The 16852-nt window shown below is 71.4% G+C and carries 20 protein-coding genes; 11 read left to right on the top strand and 9 right to left on the bottom strand.

The genetic code is table 11. The features are described from left to right. Window positions 1-55: 55 nt before the first annotated feature. Window positions 56-1072, top strand: a complete 1017-nt coding sequence (locus ACFV9W_RS08540) for an aldo/keto reductase (RefSeq protein WP_385756901.1) — start codon at window positions 56-58, stop codon at window positions 1070-1072. Window positions 1073-1097: 25 nt separating this feature from the next. Continuing rightward, complete coding sequence (locus ACFV9W_RS08545; RefSeq protein WP_385756903.1) at window positions 1098-1706, top strand: TetR family transcriptional regulator; 609 nt, start codon at window positions 1098-1100, stop codon at window positions 1704-1706. Here ACFV9W_RS08545 and ACFV9W_RS08550 read toward each other — a convergent pair. Genes ACFV9W_RS08550 through ACFV9W_RS08565 form a run of 4 tightly spaced genes read right to left on the bottom strand, consistent with a single transcriptional unit; the run spans window position 1699 to window position 5457 of the window. Then, on the bottom strand, window positions 1699-2946 hold the full coding sequence (locus ACFV9W_RS08550) for an ABC transporter permease (protein WP_385756905.1): 1248 nt from the start codon (window positions 2944-2946) through the stop codon (window positions 1699-1701). The two genes, ACFV9W_RS08545 and ACFV9W_RS08550, sit on opposite strands and share 8 nt — an antisense overlap. A 41-nt stretch (window positions 2947-2987) precedes the next feature. Further along, window positions 2988-3731, bottom strand: coding sequence for an ABC transporter ATP-binding protein (locus ACFV9W_RS08555; RefSeq protein WP_385756907.1), 744 nt, complete (start codon window positions 3729-3731; stop codon window positions 2988-2990). Beyond that, window positions 3728-4930 carry a peptidoglycan-binding protein gene (locus ACFV9W_RS08560; protein ID WP_385756908.1) on the bottom strand — a complete coding sequence of 401 codons (1203 nt, stop codon included), beginning with the start codon at window positions 4928-4930 and terminating at the stop codon, window positions 3728-3730. The genes ACFV9W_RS08555 and ACFV9W_RS08560 overlap by 4 nt, the downstream gene beginning before the upstream one ends. Next, window positions 4927-5457, bottom strand: a complete 531-nt coding sequence (locus tag ACFV9W_RS08565; protein ID WP_385756911.1) for a hypothetical protein — start codon at window positions 5455-5457, stop codon at window positions 4927-4929. The genes ACFV9W_RS08560 and ACFV9W_RS08565 overlap by 4 nt, the downstream gene beginning before the upstream one ends. Before the next feature lie 208 nt (window positions 5458-5665). On the opposite strand from ACFV9W_RS08565, the gene ACFV9W_RS08570 reads away from it, so the two are divergent. Next, a complete protein-coding gene (locus ACFV9W_RS08570; RefSeq protein ID WP_385756912.1) occupies window positions 5666-6322 on the top strand; it encodes a response regulator transcription factor in 657 nt (218 codons plus the stop codon). Beyond that, a complete protein-coding gene (locus ACFV9W_RS08575) occupies window positions 6319-7575 on the top strand; it encodes a sensor histidine kinase (protein ID WP_385756914.1) in 1257 nt (418 codons plus the stop codon). Before ACFV9W_RS08570 ends, ACFV9W_RS08575 begins: the two co-directional genes overlap by 4 nt. 349 nt (window positions 7576-7924) lie before the next feature. On the opposite strand, the gene ACFV9W_RS08580 is transcribed toward ACFV9W_RS08575, so the two are convergent. Further along, window positions 7925-8380, bottom strand: a complete 456-nt coding sequence (locus ACFV9W_RS08580) for an ATP-binding protein (protein ID WP_385756916.1) — start codon at window positions 8378-8380, stop codon at window positions 7925-7927. 174 nt (window positions 8381-8554) lie between these two features. On the opposite strand from ACFV9W_RS08580, the gene ACFV9W_RS08585 reads away from it, so the two are divergent. The 3 genes from ACFV9W_RS08585 to ACFV9W_RS08595 are packed head-to-tail and all read left to right on the top strand — an operon-like array spanning window position 8555 to window position 9860. Continuing rightward, window positions 8555-9412: a helix-turn-helix domain-containing protein gene (locus ACFV9W_RS08585; protein WP_385756918.1), complete on the top strand. Its 858-nt coding sequence runs from the start codon at window positions 8555-8557 to the stop codon at window positions 9410-9412. After that, window positions 9412-9642, top strand: a complete 231-nt coding sequence (locus tag ACFV9W_RS08590) for a DUF397 domain-containing protein (protein ID WP_385756920.1) — start codon at window positions 9412-9414, stop codon at window positions 9640-9642. Before ACFV9W_RS08585 ends, ACFV9W_RS08590 begins: the two co-directional genes overlap by 1 nt. Beyond that, window positions 9639-9860 (top strand): DUF397 domain-containing protein, encoded by a 222-nt coding sequence (locus tag ACFV9W_RS08595; RefSeq protein ID WP_385756922.1) that lies wholly within the window; start codon window positions 9639-9641, stop codon window positions 9858-9860. Before ACFV9W_RS08590 ends, ACFV9W_RS08595 begins: the two co-directional genes overlap by 4 nt. 66 nt (window positions 9861-9926) lie before the next feature. Here ACFV9W_RS08595 and ACFV9W_RS08600 read toward each other — a convergent pair whose 3' ends face one another. Further along, entirely contained in the window at window positions 9927-11309 is a 1383-nt protein-coding gene (locus tag ACFV9W_RS08600; RefSeq protein ID WP_385756924.1) for a glycine--tRNA ligase, read from the bottom strand. A gap of 188 nt (window positions 11310-11497) precedes the next feature. On the opposite strand from ACFV9W_RS08600, the gene ACFV9W_RS08605 reads away from it, so the two are divergent. The 4 genes from ACFV9W_RS08605 (at window position 11498) to ACFV9W_RS08620 (ending at window position 14614) form a co-directional block, all read left to right on the top strand. Beyond that, window positions 11498-12454, top strand: coding sequence for a metal ABC transporter substrate-binding protein (locus ACFV9W_RS08605; protein WP_385756925.1), 957 nt, complete (start codon window positions 11498-11500; stop codon window positions 12452-12454). 17 nt (window positions 12455-12471) lie between these two features. Beyond that, the gene (locus tag ACFV9W_RS08610) at window positions 12472-13245 is read left to right on the top strand and encodes a metal ABC transporter ATP-binding protein (RefSeq protein WP_385756927.1); all 774 of its coding nucleotides are present in this window, start codon (window positions 12472-12474) and stop codon (window positions 13243-13245) included. Window positions 13246-13263: 18 nt separating this feature from the next. Further along, window positions 13264-14148, top strand: coding sequence for a metal ABC transporter permease (locus ACFV9W_RS08615; protein ID WP_385756929.1), 885 nt, complete (start codon window positions 13264-13266; stop codon window positions 14146-14148). 67 nt (window positions 14149-14215) lie between these two features. After that, window positions 14216-14614: a Fur family transcriptional regulator gene (locus ACFV9W_RS08620; RefSeq protein WP_385756931.1), complete on the top strand. Its 399-nt coding sequence runs from the start codon at window positions 14216-14218 to the stop codon at window positions 14612-14614. A 69-nt stretch (window positions 14615-14683) separates the two neighbouring features. On the opposite strand, the gene ACFV9W_RS08625 is transcribed toward ACFV9W_RS08620, so the two are convergent. Genes ACFV9W_RS08625 through ACFV9W_RS08635 form a run of 3 tightly spaced genes read right to left on the bottom strand, consistent with a single transcriptional unit; the run spans window position 14684 to window position 16828 of the window. After that, a complete protein-coding gene (locus tag ACFV9W_RS08625) occupies window positions 14684-15514 on the bottom strand; it encodes an isoprenyl transferase (protein ID WP_385756933.1) in 831 nt (276 codons plus the stop codon). Window positions 15515-15551: 37 nt separating this feature from the next. Then, entirely contained in the window at window positions 15552-16301 is a 750-nt protein-coding gene (gene recO, locus ACFV9W_RS08630) for a DNA repair protein RecO (protein WP_385756935.1), read from the bottom strand. A 5-nt stretch (window positions 16302-16306) separates the two neighbouring features. After that, on the bottom strand, window positions 16307-16828 hold the full coding sequence (locus ACFV9W_RS08635; RefSeq protein ID WP_385756937.1) for an RrF2 family transcriptional regulator: 522 nt from the start codon (window positions 16826-16828) through the stop codon (window positions 16307-16309). Window positions 16829-16852: the final 24 nt, after the last annotated feature.

The following is a 16852-nucleotide window of genomic DNA, read 5'->3' on the forward strand; positions in this document are numbered from 1 at the left end:
TTGAAATCTGTCACCTGTCATGCGACGCTGGAGGCACCGACCCGAAGGAGCCCTCATGAGCACCGCCCTCCCCACCCGCACCCTCGGCACCACCGGCCCCCGCACCGCCGCCCTCGGCCTCGGCTGCATGGGCATGTCCGCGCTGTACGGCGAGGCCGACCGCGCCGAGTCCGTCGCCACGGTGCACGCCGCGCTCGACGCCGGGGTCACGCTCCTCGACACCGGCGACTTCTACGCGATGGGCCACAACGAGCTGCTGCTCGGCGAGGCCCTGCGCACGGCCCCCGCCGCGACCCGGGAGAACGCGCTGGTCAGCGTGAAGTTCGGCGCCCTGCGCGGCCCGGACGGCGCGTGGAACGGCTACGACGCCCGCCCCGAGGCCGTGAAGAACTTCGCCGCGTACTCGCTGCAGCGCCTCGGCGTCGACCACATCGACATCTACCGGCCCGCCCGCCTCGACCCCGAGGTGCCGATCGAGGAGACGGTCGGCGCCATCGCCGAGCTCGTCGAGCAGGGCTACGTACGTCACATCGGCCTGTCCGAGGTCGGCGCGGACACCATCGCCCGGGCGGCGGCGACGGCCCCGATCTCGGACCTCCAGATCGAGTACTCGCTCATCTCGCGCGGCATCGAGGAGTCGATCCTGCCCACCACCCGCGAGCTCGGCATCGGCGTCACCGCGTACGGCGTGCTCTCGCGCGGCCTGATCTCCGGGCACTTCAGCCGGGACCGCAAGCTCGGCGCGGGCGACTTCCGCGCCTTCAGCCCGCGCTTCCAGGGCGAGAACCTCCAGCACAACCTGGACCTCGTCGAGCAGCTGCGGAAGATCGCCGAGCAGAAGGGCGCGAGCGTCGCGCAGATCGCCATCGCGTGGGTCGCCGCGCGCGGCGAGGACATCGTCCCGCTGGTCGGCGCCCGCCGCCGCGACCGCCTGACCGAGGCCCTCGGCGCGCTCGACGTGACCCTGGACGCCACCGACCTCGCCGCCATCGAGGCGGCCGTGCCCGCCGACGCCGCGGCCGGCGAGCGCTACCCGGCGGCCCAGATGGCACACCTCGACAGCGAGCGCTGATCAGCGGCCCGGTAACTTCGTAGCCATGGCCCCCGAGACCCTGACCCCCGAGCGCATCCTCGCCGCGACCGAGGAGGTGCTGCGCAGGCACGGCCCCGCGAAGGCGACCGTGGTCGACGTGGCCCGCGCGCTCGGGGTCAGCCACGGCTCGGTGTACCGGCACTTCCGTACGAAGGCGGAGCTGCGCGGCGCGGTCACGAAGCGCTGGCTGGACCGCACGACGGCGCGGCTCGCGGAGGTCGTCGCGGGCGGGGAGCCGCCCGCCGCCAAGCTGCGCCACTGGCTCGCGACCCTCTTCGAGGCCAAGCGCCACAAGGCGGGCGACGACCCGGAGCTGTTCGCCACGTACTCCGTCCTCACGGACGAGCAGGGCGGCGTGGTGGACGCCCATATCGCCGAACTGACGGGGCAGTTGACCTCGATCGTCCAACAGGGCGCGGACACCGGCGAGTTCGACGTCCCCGACGTCCCGGCGGCGGCCCGCGCCGTCTTCGAGGCCACCGCCCACTTCCACGACCCGGTCTACGCCCCGGAATGGTCCCGCGAGGACGCCCACCAGGCCTTCACCGCCCTGGTCACCCTCCTCCTGCGCGGCCTGTCGACGGCTACGGGGCCGGGCACACCGGCTACGTAGCGGCCAGCGCCTCCGTGGGCGCGAGCCGGGAGGCGCGCAGGGCCGGGTAGAGGCCGGCGAGGGCCCCGATGGCCATCGTCGCGGCCAGGCCGCCCGCCACCGCCCAGGCGGGCACGACGACGGGCCAGCCCTGGGCGATCGCGTATCCGGCGGTCACCGCGGCCCCGGCCACGGCGCCGCCCAGGCCGCCGAGCGCGGACAGCAGCAGGGACTCCATCAGGAACTGGGTACGGATCTGCCCCCGCGTCGCCCCCAGCGAGCGGCGCAGACCGATCTCGGCCCGCCGCTCCAGGACGGAGATCACCATGGTGTTGGCGACGCCGACCCCGCCGACCAGGAGCGCGACCGCCCCCAGGCCGAGCAGCAGCCCGGTGAACGCCTTGCCCGCCGCCTGCTGCGCCGCGAGCGCGTCGGAGGGGCGGGAGACGTCGACCTCGTTGGGTGCCTCGGGGTTCGCGGTGGCGCCCAGGACGGCCTGGACCTCCTCGACCGCCGATTCGGCCGAGCGGGTGTAGAGGGTGGTGGGGTGTCCGTCGAAGCCGAGTTCCGTACCGGCCGCGGCCCAGCCGACCAGGGCCGCCTCGTCCAGCTCCGGCGCGAGTTCGGCCGGGGCGAGCACGCCGACGACGGTGAACCACCGTCCGCCGATGAGGACTTGGGTGTCGGGCCCTGCCCGCCCGATGCCCAGCCGGGACGCGGCGTCGGCCCCGAGCACGGTCGCCGGGTAGCGGCCGGTGGCGGCGTTGAGCCAGGCTCCGCCGCTGAGCCGGGCCCCGGTGGTGGCCCGCAGGTCGGTTCGGGCCGCGTAGGTGGTGATGCCGTTGGTCTCCGCCTCGGGGATCTTGTCGGTGCGGTAGACCTTCGCGTCGGGCACCTCGCCGACGGCGGACACGGCGTCGACCGGTTCGATCCGCGCGACCATCTCCTCGGCGGTGAGCGGGAGTTCGGCCCGGCCGTCGGTGAAGGTGGAGCCGGGTGCGACGGTGAGCAGATTGGTGCCGAGCGCGGCCAGGGTGCGGTCGAGGCCGGCGCGGGAGGACGAGGAGATGCCGACCACGGCGACCATCGCGGCGATACCGATGGCGATCCCGAGCGCGGACAGGAACGCGCGCATCGGCCGCGTCCGCAGCCCGACCGCCCCCACCCGCACGATGTCCCCGAGGCCGAGGCCCGCGGGTCGCGGCGGCGGGGCCGGTTCGGCGGGGCCGGGCGGTCCGGGTTCGAGCAGGTCGACGGTCATCGGGAACCTCCGGGACGAGTGCGGCGAGCGGGACGGTCCTGTCATCGGCGCACCACCGGCGCGGCCCCGGCGGACGGCAGCCCGCCGCCGCCCGACCGGGTCACCACCGCCCCGGTCGCGGAGCGCACCGTGTCGGCGACCACGCGGCCGTCGCGCATCCGGACCTGGCGGGGCAGCGACTCGGCGATCTCCCAGTCGTGGGTGATGATCACGACGGTGGTGCCGGCGCCGTGCAACTCCCTGAGCAGGGCCATGACGTGCTCGCCCGACGCGGAGTCGAGCGCGCCCGTCGGTTCGTCGGCGAGCAGCAGGGCGGGGGCGCCCGCGACGGCGCGGGCGATGGCGACGCGCTGGCGTTCACCGCCGGAGAGCTCGTGCGGGCGATGGTCGAGGCGGTGCCCGAGGCCGACGTCGCGCAGCACGGCGGCGGCCCTGCGGCGCCGCTCGGCCGGGCGGGTCCCGGTGTAGAGGAGGCCGTCGGCCACGTTGTCCAGGGCGGACGTCCCGGCGGCCAGGTGGAACTGCTGGAAGACGAAGCCGATCCGGGAGGCCCGCAGCGCGGCGAGCCGGTCGTCGCCGAGGGCGGAGACGTCGTGCCCGTCGATGTGCACGGTTCCGGTGCTCGGCCGGTCCAGGGTGCCGAGGATGTGCAGCATCGTGGACTTTCCGGAGCCCGACGGGCCGACGATGGCGACAAGTTCGCCCGCGTCGATGGTCAGGCCGACCCCGCCGAGCGCGGTCACACCGCCGGGGTAGCTCTTCGTGACACCGCTCAGCCGGATCACCGGGGCACCCCCACCTTCGTGCCGGCGCCGATGCCGCTGATCTCGACACGGCCGTCGGCGAAGAGGCCCGTCTTCACGGGGACGTACGAGGAGGCGCCGCCCTTGACGACCTCCACGCCGAACCCGCCCTCGGCGAGGGCGACCAGGGCCGCCACGGGCACGGTCAGGACGTCCTTGCGGGTCTCCGCGGTGAAGTCGACGTGCACGGCGGCGAGCGCGTAGGACTTCGCCGCCTCGCGCGCTTTGTCGCCGGTGAGTCCGACGACGACCTCGACCTTCGTCTCCGCCTCCTCGTCCTGGCCCTGTGCGGGCTCGATGAGGGTGGAGACCTCCTCGATCCTCCCTTTGACGGTGGAGTCGTCGGGCAGCACGACGTCGACGGTCGCGCCCTCCTTCGCCAACCGCTGGTCGGCGGCGTCGAGTTCGGCCGTGACGGCCTTGTCGGTCCCGGTGTACGAGAGCACCTTGGTGCCGGGCCTGACGGGGGTGCCGAGCTGCGCGTCGAGGCTGTCGACGCGGACGGCCCCGGGCGCGAAGACGACCTGCCCGAGTTCCACGGTGCCGGTCTCCGGCAGGCCCCGGTCCTCCTGCCACGCCTCGACCGCGGCCGCCGTGCCCGCGGTGTACTCGTCGTCGACGGTGAACCCGTCGTGGCCGAGCGCGTCGAGGTTCTTCTCCAACTGCCGTACGTCGGCGCCCTCGGAGCCCTCCTTCAGCTCGCGGTAGGCGGGTGTCGAGCCGTACATGAGGGTCACGGGCAGCCCGTCGGCCTCGTACAGCGTGCCGCCCCGCTCGACGGTGTCGCCGGAGTCGGGAAGGGCGGTGACGGTTCCGTTGGTGCGGGCGACGGCGTCGGTGGCCGGGCCGAACCCCAGCTGCCCGTCGGCCCGTTCGGTGTCCTGGAGCGTACGGCGCGTCACCTCGGCCGTGGCGGGCGGCAACGCGCTGCCCTGCTGTTCGTCCTTGCTCCCGCCCCCGAGCCCGGCCGCGGCGGCCGCGCCACCGGCCGCGAGCACGACGACGCCGACGGCGATCCAGGCGCCCCTGCGCCGCGCCCCGGTGCGGCGGCGCCGTTCCGGTCCTTCGTGCGCCGAACCGGCTTCCATGGCACCGTCCTGGGCTTCCTCGACGACCGGCCCCGCGTCGTCCCCCGCGCTGCCGGCCGGCTCCACCTCGGTGGACGTCCGCTCCGCCGTCACTGGCCGGCCCCCAGCTGCTCGCCCGCGCCGCCCAGGACGTCCTGGCACGCCTTCTGCGCGTCCTTGAAGTCGGGATCCTTCGAGACCGAGCCGTCGATCCTGATGCCGCCCTCCTCGGTGGGGTCGGGGAAGGCGTCGACCCCGTTCTCCCGCATACAGGCCGCGTATTCGCGCATGTTCTCGCCCTGCTTGCCGTTGCCGCCGCCGCGCGTCCCCTGCGGCTGGTACTTGCGGCAGGCCTCCAGGGCCTTGTCGACGGTCTCCTTGGGGATCGAGCCGTCGATCTGGAGCCGGACGCCCTCGCCGGGCTTCGGGTCCTCCATCGGTATGCCGTTCTCCCGCATGCACTGCGCGTACTTGGCGCCCTTCTCCTCGGGGCTCAGGCTCGACTTCGCGCCGGCGGTGCTCTCCTTCGCCTTGTTCGCGGAGGCGACCCCGCCCCCGTCGTCGCCGGATCCACAGCCACTGAGCAGCAGCGCGAGCAGCAGAGCCGGTGCCGCGGCGGCGGCACGTGTGCGTACACCCATGTCGTGTTCTCCCTCGGGTCACGGCCGGCCGGGACCGGCCGGCTCGCAGGCAGATGCAACGCCCCGCCGCGTTTCCCCGGCGTTTCCGCCCCGGGCGCCCGGCCGCGCACAGGAATCACTGACGGGGAGGAAACAACCCGCCGGGAACGATGGGCCCGACGCCCCGGACGCGCGGGGCGCGGGGCGCAGGGACGGGGGGGGGACACCCATGCGGGTGCTGGTGGTGGAGGACGAGCCGCTGCTCGCCCAGGCCGTGGCCCAGTGGCTGCGGGGCGAGGCGCACGCGGTGGACGTCGCGCACGACGGCGCGGCGGCCCTGGAGCGCATCGAGGTGAACGACTACGACGTGGTGGTCCTCGACCGGGACCTGCCCGCCGTGCACGGGGACGACGTCTGCCGGGCGGTCGTGGCGTCGGGGGCCGCGCCGCGGATCCTGATGCTGACCGCGGCGGCCGGTGTCGGCGACCGGGTCGCGGGGCTGTCGATGGGCTCGGACGACTACCTCACGAAACCGTTCGCGTTCGCCGAACTGTCGGCCCGCGTGCAGTCGTTGGGCCGTCGCTCGCGCCCGGCCGCGCCGCCGGTGCTGTGCCGCGCGGGCATCACGCTCGACCCGGCGCGCCGCGAGGTGTTCCGCGACGGCCGCTACGTACCGCTGGCCCGCAAGGAGTTCGCGGTCCTGGCCGAGCTGCTGCGGGCGGACGGGGCGACGGTCTCGGCGGAGCGGCTCCTGGAGAAGGTGTGGGACGAGCACGCGGACCCGTTCACCGGCGCCGTCCGCCTCACCGTCCTCAAGCTCCGCAGGAAGCTCGCCGATCCGCCGGTCGTCCACACCGTCACGGGCGTCGGGTACCGGATCCCGTGAACCGGCGCCCGCGGCGGCGCCGCGTCAGCCTGCGCACCCGGCTCACCCTGATCTACGGCGGGATGTTCCTGGTCGCGGGGGTGGTGCTGCTCGGTGTCACCTACGCGCTGTTCAGCAACCAGCTCACCGGCGTCGGCACCAAGGTCTACAGCAACCAGCGCCTCCCCGGCCCGGTCTCCACAGCGCCGTCCGCCTCCCCGGATGCCACGCCGTCCGCCACTCCGGACAACCTCGTCGTGATCACCGCCGACGGAAAGCGCCTGACCGGCCCCGCCGCCGAGCGCTGGATGCGCGCGCAGCAGCGGGGCCTGCGCGCCGCCGCGACGAGTTCGCTGATCACCCAGGGCGGCATCGCGCTCCTCGTGGTCGGCGCCGCCGCCGCGGGTTTCGGCTGGCTGGTCGCGGGCCGGGTGCTCGCCCCGCTGCACCGGGTGACGGAGACCGCGCGGCGGATCGCCGGGGCCCCGGCCGCCGACCGGGGGCTGCACGAGCGGATCGCGCTGCGCGGCCCGCACGACGAGGTGAAGGACCTGGCGGACACCTTCGACACGATGGTCGAGCGCCTCGACCGGTCCTTCGACGGGCAGCGCCGCTTCGTCGCCAACGCCTCGCACGAGCTGCGCACACCCCTGACGCTCGGCCGGGCCCTGGTCGAGGTGGCCCTGCACCGCGAGAGCGCCTCCGCCGACGTACGGCAGCTCGGCGAGAACCTGCTGGAGATCAACTCGCGGCACGAGCGGCTGATCGACGGCCTGCTGCTGCTCGCGGGGTCGGATCAGGAGATCGCCGTGCGCTCACCCCTCGATCTGGCCGATGTCGTCGAGCACGTGACGGCCCGCGCGGCGGCCGAGGCACGGGCGGCCGGCGTCACTCTCACGGCCACCACGTCGGAGTGCCCCACCACCGGCGACGCACTGCTGCTCGAACGCCTCGTGCACAACCTCGTCGAGAACGGCATCCGCCACAACGCGGGCCCCGGCGGCTGGGTACGGGTCAGCTGTCACCCGGAGAGCGAGCGGATCGTCCTGGAGGTCTCCAACACGGGCCCGACCGTGCCCCCGTACGAGATCCCGTCCCTGTTCGACCCGTTCCGGCGGCTGGGCGGCGACCGCCTGGTGTCCGCCAAGGGCGCGGGCCTCGGCCTCTCCATCGTGCGCTCGGTGGCCACCGCACACGGCGGCGAGGTCACCGCGACATCGCGCACCACCGGCGGCCTGACCGTCCGCTCGACGCTTCCGTCCGACCTGCGTTGAGCCCTTCAGGCGTGTGCTCTCGGCCATGCTTTCCCAACAATTCCAGCACAAGCGGAAGGCCGTAGTCGGCGCGTCCCGCCCCGGGCAACGCGTACACCAGCCGTAATACCGTTGGCCATGGGTCAAGTTCGGCTCTGAGGGCCCGTCAAACGCCTGACCGAATCCACATTGCTGCCACTGTGAAGTTTTCGCGCCCGCTCATACGCTCCGGACGAGGGCGGAACCACGCACCGTGTCCGCCCCTCGGATTCCGCCCCATACGGAAACAGCGCCCCGGACCCCGGCGCGGCCCCGCGTGCACCCCCACGCGACCACGCAGAGGATTCGGTTGGACACCCACAGAGGCACCTCAGTCGGCCCCGCCCGATTCGGCGTCGCCGAGGGCCAGTTCGGCCCACACCACCTTCCCGGTGGGCGTCGGCAGCACACCGACGGCGGAGGCGTAGGCCGAGACCAGGAACAGGCCCCGGCCGCCGGTCTCGAGGAAGTCCGGCGGCTCCGTGGGGATGACCAGGAGCTCGGGGGACGTGTCCGTCACTTCGAGGCGGACGCCCCTGGCGATGCGGGCGATGGCGAGCTCGAAGGTGCTGTCGTCGCAGTGCCGCACATTGCTGCACAGCTCCGTGGCCACGAACGAGGTCTCGTACACCAGCTTGTGCAGGCCCCAGCACCGCAGGCGGGCACCGACGATCCGGCGGATCTGTTCCAGGCGGTGCGGGCTGTACTCCATACGGATCGAGCACGGCCGATCGAGCATCTCCAGCACCTCGATCACATCGATCTCGTCCGTCGACTGGTCCTGCATTACCCCTCCGGGGGTTCCATGGCAGTGAACTCGCTTGTGGACAAAGGGCGTTGCATCGCCATCCTGACGCCGAAACTATGCCTTAGGCAAGTATTACGCACGAGTCGGCATATTGCTGGAGGGGTGAGGCATATGACAGTTGTGTGGCCTGAAGGCGCGGGACATCATGTGCCCATGCCCCAGAGCGAGATGCCCACCATGCGCAGCCGTCGCCTAGGAGCCGAGCTGCGACGACTGCGCTCCGAAGCCGGCCTGAAGGTCAATGACGCGGCGCTGGCACTCGAATGCGGGCAGCCGAAGATCAGCCAGATCGAGACGGGAAGACGAGGCATCCGTCAGCTCGATCTGACAACACTCCTCAATCTCTACGGAGTTGACGACGACCGGCAGCGCACGAATCTCAAACGGCTGGCCCGCGACATCCACAAGGTGGACTGGTGGTCGGGCCAAGGGCCGCTGCTGAGCGACGACTTGCGCGACTACCTCACCCTTGAGGCCGATTCCTCACTCGTGCGTTCCTTCGAGCCCTCGGTGCTGCCGGGGCTTTTGCAGACCGAGGAATACATGCGCGAGATATTCACGGTGGGGGCCGCGGAAGCCCGCGTCGAAACCCTGGTGCAGACCCGGATGCGGCGCAAGAACCTGCTCGACGGGCCGGCGGAATTCCGCCTGAGAGCGGTCGTCGACACGCCCGCGCTGCACCGCATCCCGGGCCCGCGGAAACTGATCCGTCAGCAGTTTGAATACCTGATGGAAGCAGGTCAGCTGCCCAATGTCAGCATTCAGGTCCTGCCGTTGGACATCACCCTGCCGCTCGCGCAGTACGCTCCGTACACGCTGTTCACGATGCGCGGCGAGCCGTCCGTACAGGTCGCGTGGCTGGAGCACATGACCGGCGGCACGCTCCTCGAGCAGCGTCCCGATGTAGAGATGTACGCAAAGGCCTGGGACGACCTGACGGCCGCCGCGCTGTCCCCCGCTCAGTCCCGCCGGTACATCAGTGACCGAATCAAGCAAGAAAGCGGGTCGTGATGCCCCCCACCTACGCCCCCACCGCCTCGCTCGCCGAAGTCGGGTCAGCGGTCTGGCGAAAGAGCACCTTCAGCGGCGCGTCCAACGGATGCGTCGAGCACGCCGAACTCGCGTCGGGCCGGCGCGCGGTCCGCGACACCAAGCACCGGGAATTCGGCGCGATCGTCTTCGATTCCCCGGCGTGGCAGGCATTCGTTTCGAGCCTCAACTCCGGGGCCCTGCCGCTGTGAAGGAGAAGGAGCGGCTCTACGCGCTCGACATCTCCGAGGCGCAATGGCTGAGCGCCCCGGGCACCCCTGCCCAGAGCGGTCCCGTGGAGGTCGCCGCGCTCGGCGGCGGCGCCGTGGCCCTGCGCAATCCGGCCGACCCGCGCGGTCTCGTACTGCGCTTCACCGCCCGCGAATGGGAGGCGTTCAAACTCGGGGCGCTGCACGGCGAGTTCGACTGAAAGCGAAACGCCCCGGCCCGCCGTGAGAACACGGTGGGCCGGGGCGTTTCGTGCGCCGGGGGCCGGTCAGCAGCCGACCAGGCGGCTGGCCAGGTAGCCCTCGATCTGGTCGAGGGAGACGCGCTCCTGCTTCATGGTGTCGCGCTCGCGCACGGTCACCGCGTTGTCCTCGAGCGTGTCGAAGTCGACCGTGACGCAGAACGGCGTACCGATCTCGTCCTGGCGACGGTAGCGGCGGCCGATGGCGCCGGCGTCGTCGAAGTCGATGTTCCAGTTCTGCCGGAGCGCCTGCGCGAGACCCTTGGCCTTCGGGGAGAGCTCCGGGTTGCGGGAGAGCGGGAGGACCGCGACCTTCACCGGGGCGAGGCGGTGGTCGAAGCGCATGACCGTGCGCTTCTCCATCTTGCCCTTGGCGTTGGGCGCCTCGTCCTCGACGTAGGCGTCCAGCATGAAGGCGAGCATCGCGCGGCCGACACCGGCCGCCGGCTCGATGACGTACGGCGTGTAGCGCTCGCCCTTCTCCTGGTCGAAGTAGGAGAGGTCCTGGCCGGAGGCCTTGGCGTGCGCGGACAGGTCGTAGTCGGTGCGGTTGGCGACGCCCTCGAGCTCGCCCCACTCGCTGCCGCCGAACTGGAAGCGGTACTCGATGTCAGCGGTGCGCTTCGAGTAGTGGGAGAGCTTCTCCTTCGGGTGCTCGAACCAGCGCATGTTCTCCTCGCGCATGCCGAGGCCCGTGTACCAATTCCAGCGCTGCTCCATCCAGTACTCCTGCCACGCCTCGTCCTCGCCGGGCTTGACGAAGAATTCCATCTCCATCTGCTCGAACTCACGGGTGCGGAAGATGAAGTTGCCGGGCGTGATCTCGTTGCGGAACGACTTGCCCATCTGGCCGATGCCGAACGGCGGCTTGCGGCGCGAAGTCGTCTGCACCTGGCTGAAGTTGGTGAAGATGCCCTGCGCCGTCTCGGGGCGCAGGTAGGCGACGGAGCCGCTGTCCTGCGTCGGGCCGAGGTGCGTGGAGAGCAGGCCGGAGAACTGCTTGGGCTCGGTGAACGTGCCCTTGTTGCCGCAGTTGGGGCAGGAGAGGTCGGCGAGGCCGTTCTCGGGCAGGCGGCCCTTCTTCGCCTCGTACGCCTCCTCCAGGTGGTCCGCGCGGTAGCGCTTGTGGCAGGAGGTGCACTCGGTGAGCGGGTCGGTGAACGTGGCGACGTGGCCGGAGGCCTGCCAGACCTCGGTCGCCAGGATCACGGACGAGTCGAGACCGACGACGTCCTCGCGCGAGGTGACCATGTAGCGCCACCACTGGCGCTTGAGGTTCTCCTTCAGCTCCACACCCAGCGGCCCGTAGTCCCAGGCGGCACGCTGACCACCGTAGATCTCGCTGCAGGGGTAGACGAAGCCACGGCGCTTGCTGAGGCTGACGATGGTGTCGATCTTGTCGGCGGCCACGGTGCTCTCTTCATTACGACGACGGTGAGCGCGCTGGATACGCGCTCCGGGAGCGAATGCCTCAGGTTACCGGCGGGCCCACCCCCCTAACCAAATCGGTTGTGGGGACAGAGCGGGACCGAGCGTGACGAAGACCTCGATGATCGCGTTGTTGACAACCGTTTCCAGTTTTGTTGAAAATGACTGTCATGAACGTACGACGATCCCGCAAGCTCATACCCGTCGCCGCCGCCACCGCCCTCGGTCTCGGCGCCCTGACCGCGTGCGGCAGCTCCGCCGCCGAGGACAAGGGAAGCGGCGGCAAGCTGAGCGTCGTCGCGTCGTTCTACCCGATGCAGTACCTCGCCCAGGAGATCGGCGGCGACCACGTCGACGTCACGAACCTGACCGAGCCCGGCCAGGAGCCCCACGACCTGGAAGTCAGCGCCAAGCAGCGCGCCCAGCTCGAGGAGTCCGACGTCGCCCTCTCCCTGAAGGGCCTGCAGCCCTCCGTGGACGAGGCCATCGACCAGTCGGACATCAAGACGAAGATCGACGCCGGCTCCCTGACCTCCCTCGAGAAGCACGGCACCGAGGTCGACGGTCACGACCACGGGCACGGCGAGGAGACCCACGACGAGGACGCCGCCGACCCGCACATCTGGCTCGACCCGGTGAAGTACGCCGAGGTCGCCGAGGGCGTCGGCAAGGCCCTCCAGAAGGCCGACCCCGACCACGCGGCCGACTACAAGAAGAACACCAAGGCCCTGGTCGGCAAGCTCGACGAGCTGAACACCAAGTTCGACAAGGGCCTCAAGGACACCAAGTCCTCGACCTTCATCACCACGCACGCCGCCTTCGGCTACCTCGCCGAGCGCTACGGCCTCACCGAGGAGGCCATCAACGGCCTGGACCCGGACAGCGAACCCAGCGCCGCCCGCGTCAAGGAGCTCCAGAAGACCGCGAAGCACGACGGCGTGGGCACCGTCTTCTACGAGACGCTCGTCAGCGACAAGACGGCCAGGACCCTCGCGGGCGACGCGAAGCTCAAGACCGATGTGCTCGACCCGATCGAGGGCATCACGGAGAAGTCCAAGGGCGACGACTACATCTCGGTCATGGAGTCGAACCTGGCCGCGCTGCAGAAGGCGCTGGGCAGCAAGTGACCTCGAAGGAGGGCGACATGGGTGTACGGGACGCCGTCATCTCGCTGAGCGGGGTGACGGCCGAGCTCGGCGGGCGCCCCGTGCTGCGCGGCATCGACCTCGCCGTGCACCGCGGCGAGGTCGTCGCCCTGCTCGGGGCGAACGGGTCGGGCAAGTCCACCGCCGTCCGCAGCGTCATAGGGCAGGTCCCGACCACCGGCGGGGACATCGAGCTCTTCGGCACGCCGCGGCGCCGCTTCAAGGACTGGGCGCGCGTCGGCTACGTACCGCAGCGCACGACCGCCGCGGGCGGCGTGCCCGCGACGGTGGCCGAGGTCGTCTCCTCGGGCCGCCTCTCGCGCGCGCGGTTCGGCCTGCTGCGCAAGGCCGACCGGGACGCGGTGACCCGCGCCCTCGAACTCGTCGGGATGGCGGACCGCGCCAAGGACTCCGTGGACGCGCTCTCCGGCGGCCAGCACCAGCGGGTGCTCATCGCGCGCGCCCTGGCCTCCGAACCCGAGCTGCTGATCATGGACGAGCCGATGGCGGGCGTCGACCTGGCGAGCCAGGAGATCCTCGCGGCGACGCTGCGCACGCAGGTCGCGGCCGGCGCCTCCGTCCTGCTCGTGCTCCACGAGCTGGGCCCCCTGGAGCCGCTCATCGACCGCGCGGTCGTCCTGCGCGACGGCTGCGTGCTGCACGACGGCCCGCCCCCGAAGGCCGTCGGCCAGCACGCGCTGCCCGGCCACGACCACGTGCACCCGCACACCCCCGTGGACGCCGAACCGATCCGCACCGGACTGCTGAGCTAGAGGGCTGGCCACACACTCATGGAACTTCTCTCCTACGACTTCATGCAGCGGGCACTGCTCGCCGCCGTCCTCGTCGGCATCACCGCCCCCGCCGTCGGCATCTACCTCGTGCAGCGCCGCCAGGCCCTGATGGGCGACGGCATCGGCCACGTGGCGATGACGGGCGTCGGCCTCGGCTTCCTTCTCTCCACCTCACCGGTGTGGATGGCGACGGCCGTCTCCGTACTCGGCGCCGTGATCATGGAGTTGATCCGCTGGTACGGGAAGACGCGCGGCGACATCGCGCTCGCGATGCTCTTCTACGGGGGCATGGCGGGCGGCGTGATGTTCATCAACCTCGCGCCCGGCGGCTCCAACGCCAACCTCAACTCGTACCTCTTCGGCTCGCTGTCGACGGTGTCGCAGGACGACGTCCTCGCCATCTGCCTGCTCGCCGCCTTCGTGGTGCTCGTGACGGTGGGCCTGCGCAGGCAGCTGTTCGCGGTGAGCCAGGACGAGGAGTTCGCGCGGGTGACGGGCCTGCCCGTGCGCTTCCTGAACCTGCTGATCGCCGTGACGGCGGCGGTGACGGTCACCGTCGCGATGCGTGTGGTGGGCCTGCTCCTGGTCTCCGCCCTGATGGTGGTGCCGGTCGCCGCGGCCCAGCAGCTGACCCGCAGCTTCAAGGCGACGTTCGTGATCGCGGTGGCGCTCGGCGTCGCCGTGACGCTCGGCGGCACGGCGACCTCGTACTACCAGGACGTGCCGCCCGGAGCGACGATCGTGCTCCTGACGATCGCGGCCTTCATCGTCCTCGCGCTCCTCGCGAAGCCCCTTGCCCGGCGCAGGGCGCGCTCCGTCCCGGTGCCCGCCGGGGACCCGGCCGAGTGCCCGATCCCGGAGCAGGCCGGCGCCAAGGTCTGAGCCACCTACGGCGCCGCCTGGCACAATGGCCGCCGTACGTACGTGGCAGGGATGTGAGGAGAAACCCGTGGCAGCCCCGGTTCGAGGCAGGTCGACCCGCCAGCGCGCGGCCGTGGCGGCGGCGCTCGACGAGGTGGACGAGTTCCGCAGCGCCCAGGAGCTGCACGATGTCCTCAAGCACAAGGGGGACTCGGTCGGGCTGACCACGGTGTACCGGACGTTGCAGTCCCTCGCGGACGCCGGCGAGGTCGACGTGCTGCGGACGTCCGAGGGCGAGGCGGTGTACCGCCGGTGCTCCACGGGCGAGCACCACCACCACCTGGTCTGCCGCGTCTGCGGCAAGGCGGTCGAGGTCGAGGGCCCGGCGGTGGAGAAGTGGGCCGAGGCGATCGCCTCGGAGCACGGCTACGTGAACGTGGCGCACACGGTGGAGATCTTCGGCACGTGTGCGGAGTGTGCCAAATAAGCCCCGCCGGCGATTGAGGCGCGGGGTCCGGGGCAGAGCCCCGGAACCGCAACGCCGTCCCACCGATCCCTACTTACCGGCCTCCAGCTGAAGCAGCACCTCGTTCGGAGTCGCCCCACCGAACCGCCGGTCACGGGAGGCGTACTCCACGCACGCCCGCCACAGGTCACGCCGGTCGAAGTCCGGCCACAGGACGTCCTGGAAGACCATCTCGGCGTACGCGCTCTGCCACAGCAGGTAGTTGGACGTGCGCTGCTCGCCGCTGGGCCGCAGGAACAGGTCCACGTCCGGCATGTCCGCGTAGTACAGGTACTTCGCGAACGTCTTCTCGCTGACCTTCGACGGGTCGAGCCGCCCCGCCTTCACGTCCTCCGCAAGCGCCTGCGCCGCGTCGGCGATCTCGGCGCGGCCGCCGTAGTTCATGCAGAAGTACAGGGTCAGCTTGTCGTTGTCCTTGGTCTGCTCCTGGGAGATCTCCAGCTCCTTGGCGACCGACTTCCACAGCTTGGGCATCCTGCCCACCCAGCGCACCCGGACACCGAGCTCGTCGAGCTGGTCGCGGGTCCTGCGGATGAAGTCCCGGTTGAAGTTCATGAGGAAGCGGACCTCGTCGGGCGACCGCTTCCAGTTCTCCGTGGAGAAGGCGTACAGGGAGATGGCACCGACGCCCATCTCGATGGCGCCCTGAAGGACGTCGAGCACACGCTCGGCGCCGACCTTGTGACCCTCGGTGCGCGGCAGGCCGCGATCCTTGGCCCAGCGTCCGTTGCCGTCCATGACGATCGCCACGTGCTGGGGCACCAGCTCGCCGGGGATCTTCGGCGGCCGCGCGCCCGACGGGTGCGGTTCGGGCGTTGTGTACTCACGGCGGTTCCGTCCGAGGATTCCGCGACGTGCCATGTTCCGGGCCTCTCCCCTAGCTCAGTGCCAGCTCTCGCTAGCTTTTCTCTACGTAGCGCAGCGAGCGCAGTCCGCGCTCCAGGTGCCAGTGCAGGTAGGCCGACACCAGCCCGTTGCCCTCCCGTACGAACCGTGCCTCGCACGTGTCCGCCGTCTCCCAGTCTCCCGTGAGCAGCGCACCGAGCAGGTTCAGGGCCTGCGGTGAGGGTACGACGCTGCCCGGTACCCGGCAGTCGACGCAAACCGAGCCGCCCGCGCCGACGGAGAAGAACCGGTTGGGGCCGGGCATTCCGCACTTGGCGCAGTCGCCGAAGCTGGGGGCGTAGCCGTTGACCGCGAGGGAGCGGAGCAGGAAGGCGTCGAGGACGAGGCCCGGCGCGTGCTCCCCGCGCGAGAGCGTGCGCAGGCCGCCGACGAGGAGCAGGTACTGCTGCACCGCGGGCTCGCCCTCGTGGTCGGTGAACCGTTCCGCCGTCTCCAGCATGGCGGTCCCCGCGGTGTACCGGGCGTAGTCCGTCACGATCCCGCCGCCGTACGCGGCGATGGTCTCACTCTGCGTGCACAGCGGGAGCCCGCGCCCGATCAACTCGCTGCCGCGGGCGAAGAACTGCACGTCGACGTGGGAGAAGGGTTCGAGCCGGGCGCCGAACTTGGACTTGGTGCGCCGCACGCCGCGGGCGACGGCACGCACGCGTCCGTGGTTGCGGGTGAGCAGCGTGATGATGCGGTCGGCCTCGCCGAGCTTCTGCGTGCGCAGCACGACCCCGTCGTCACGGATCAGACTCATGCCACTCATTGTCCCTTACGGCCGGAGCCGGTTTGCGGGAACGGGGGCAGGGGCGCCGCCGGGTCCGCCAGCCACGCGCGGCCGCGCGAGCGCACCGTGTCGCTCAGGCCTGCGCTCAAGTCCGCGACCGTCACGGCCCGCAGCGACTCCCGCCAGGCCCGGTCCGCGTCGTACATGACCTGTGCCACTCCGCAGGGGCCCGTGCACCGCTCGGGCGGGATCGCGCACGCGCCGCGCTGCCGGATCTCGCCGCAGACGAAGGCGGGCGCGGAGCCCTCGACCGCCTCCACCACGTCGAGCACCGTGATGTCCTTCGGGTCGCGGCCGAGCCGGAAGCCGCCGCGCGGCCCGGACGTGGCGATCAGCACACCCGCCGAGGCCAGGGACTTGAGGTGCTTGGCGAGGTAGGCCTCGGGGAGCCCGTAGTACCCGGCGAGGGTGGCCCGGCGCACCGCCGCGCCCGGCTCGGCCTGCACGAGCAGCACGCAGCAGTGCACGCCCCACTCGACGCCCTGCGACAACTTCATGGGACCCGAGATTACCCCTCCATC

It is taken from the genome of Streptomyces sp. NPDC059897, assembly GCF_042730865.1.
Classification (GTDB): Bacteria; Actinomycetota; Actinomycetes; order Streptomycetales; family Streptomycetaceae; genus Streptomyces.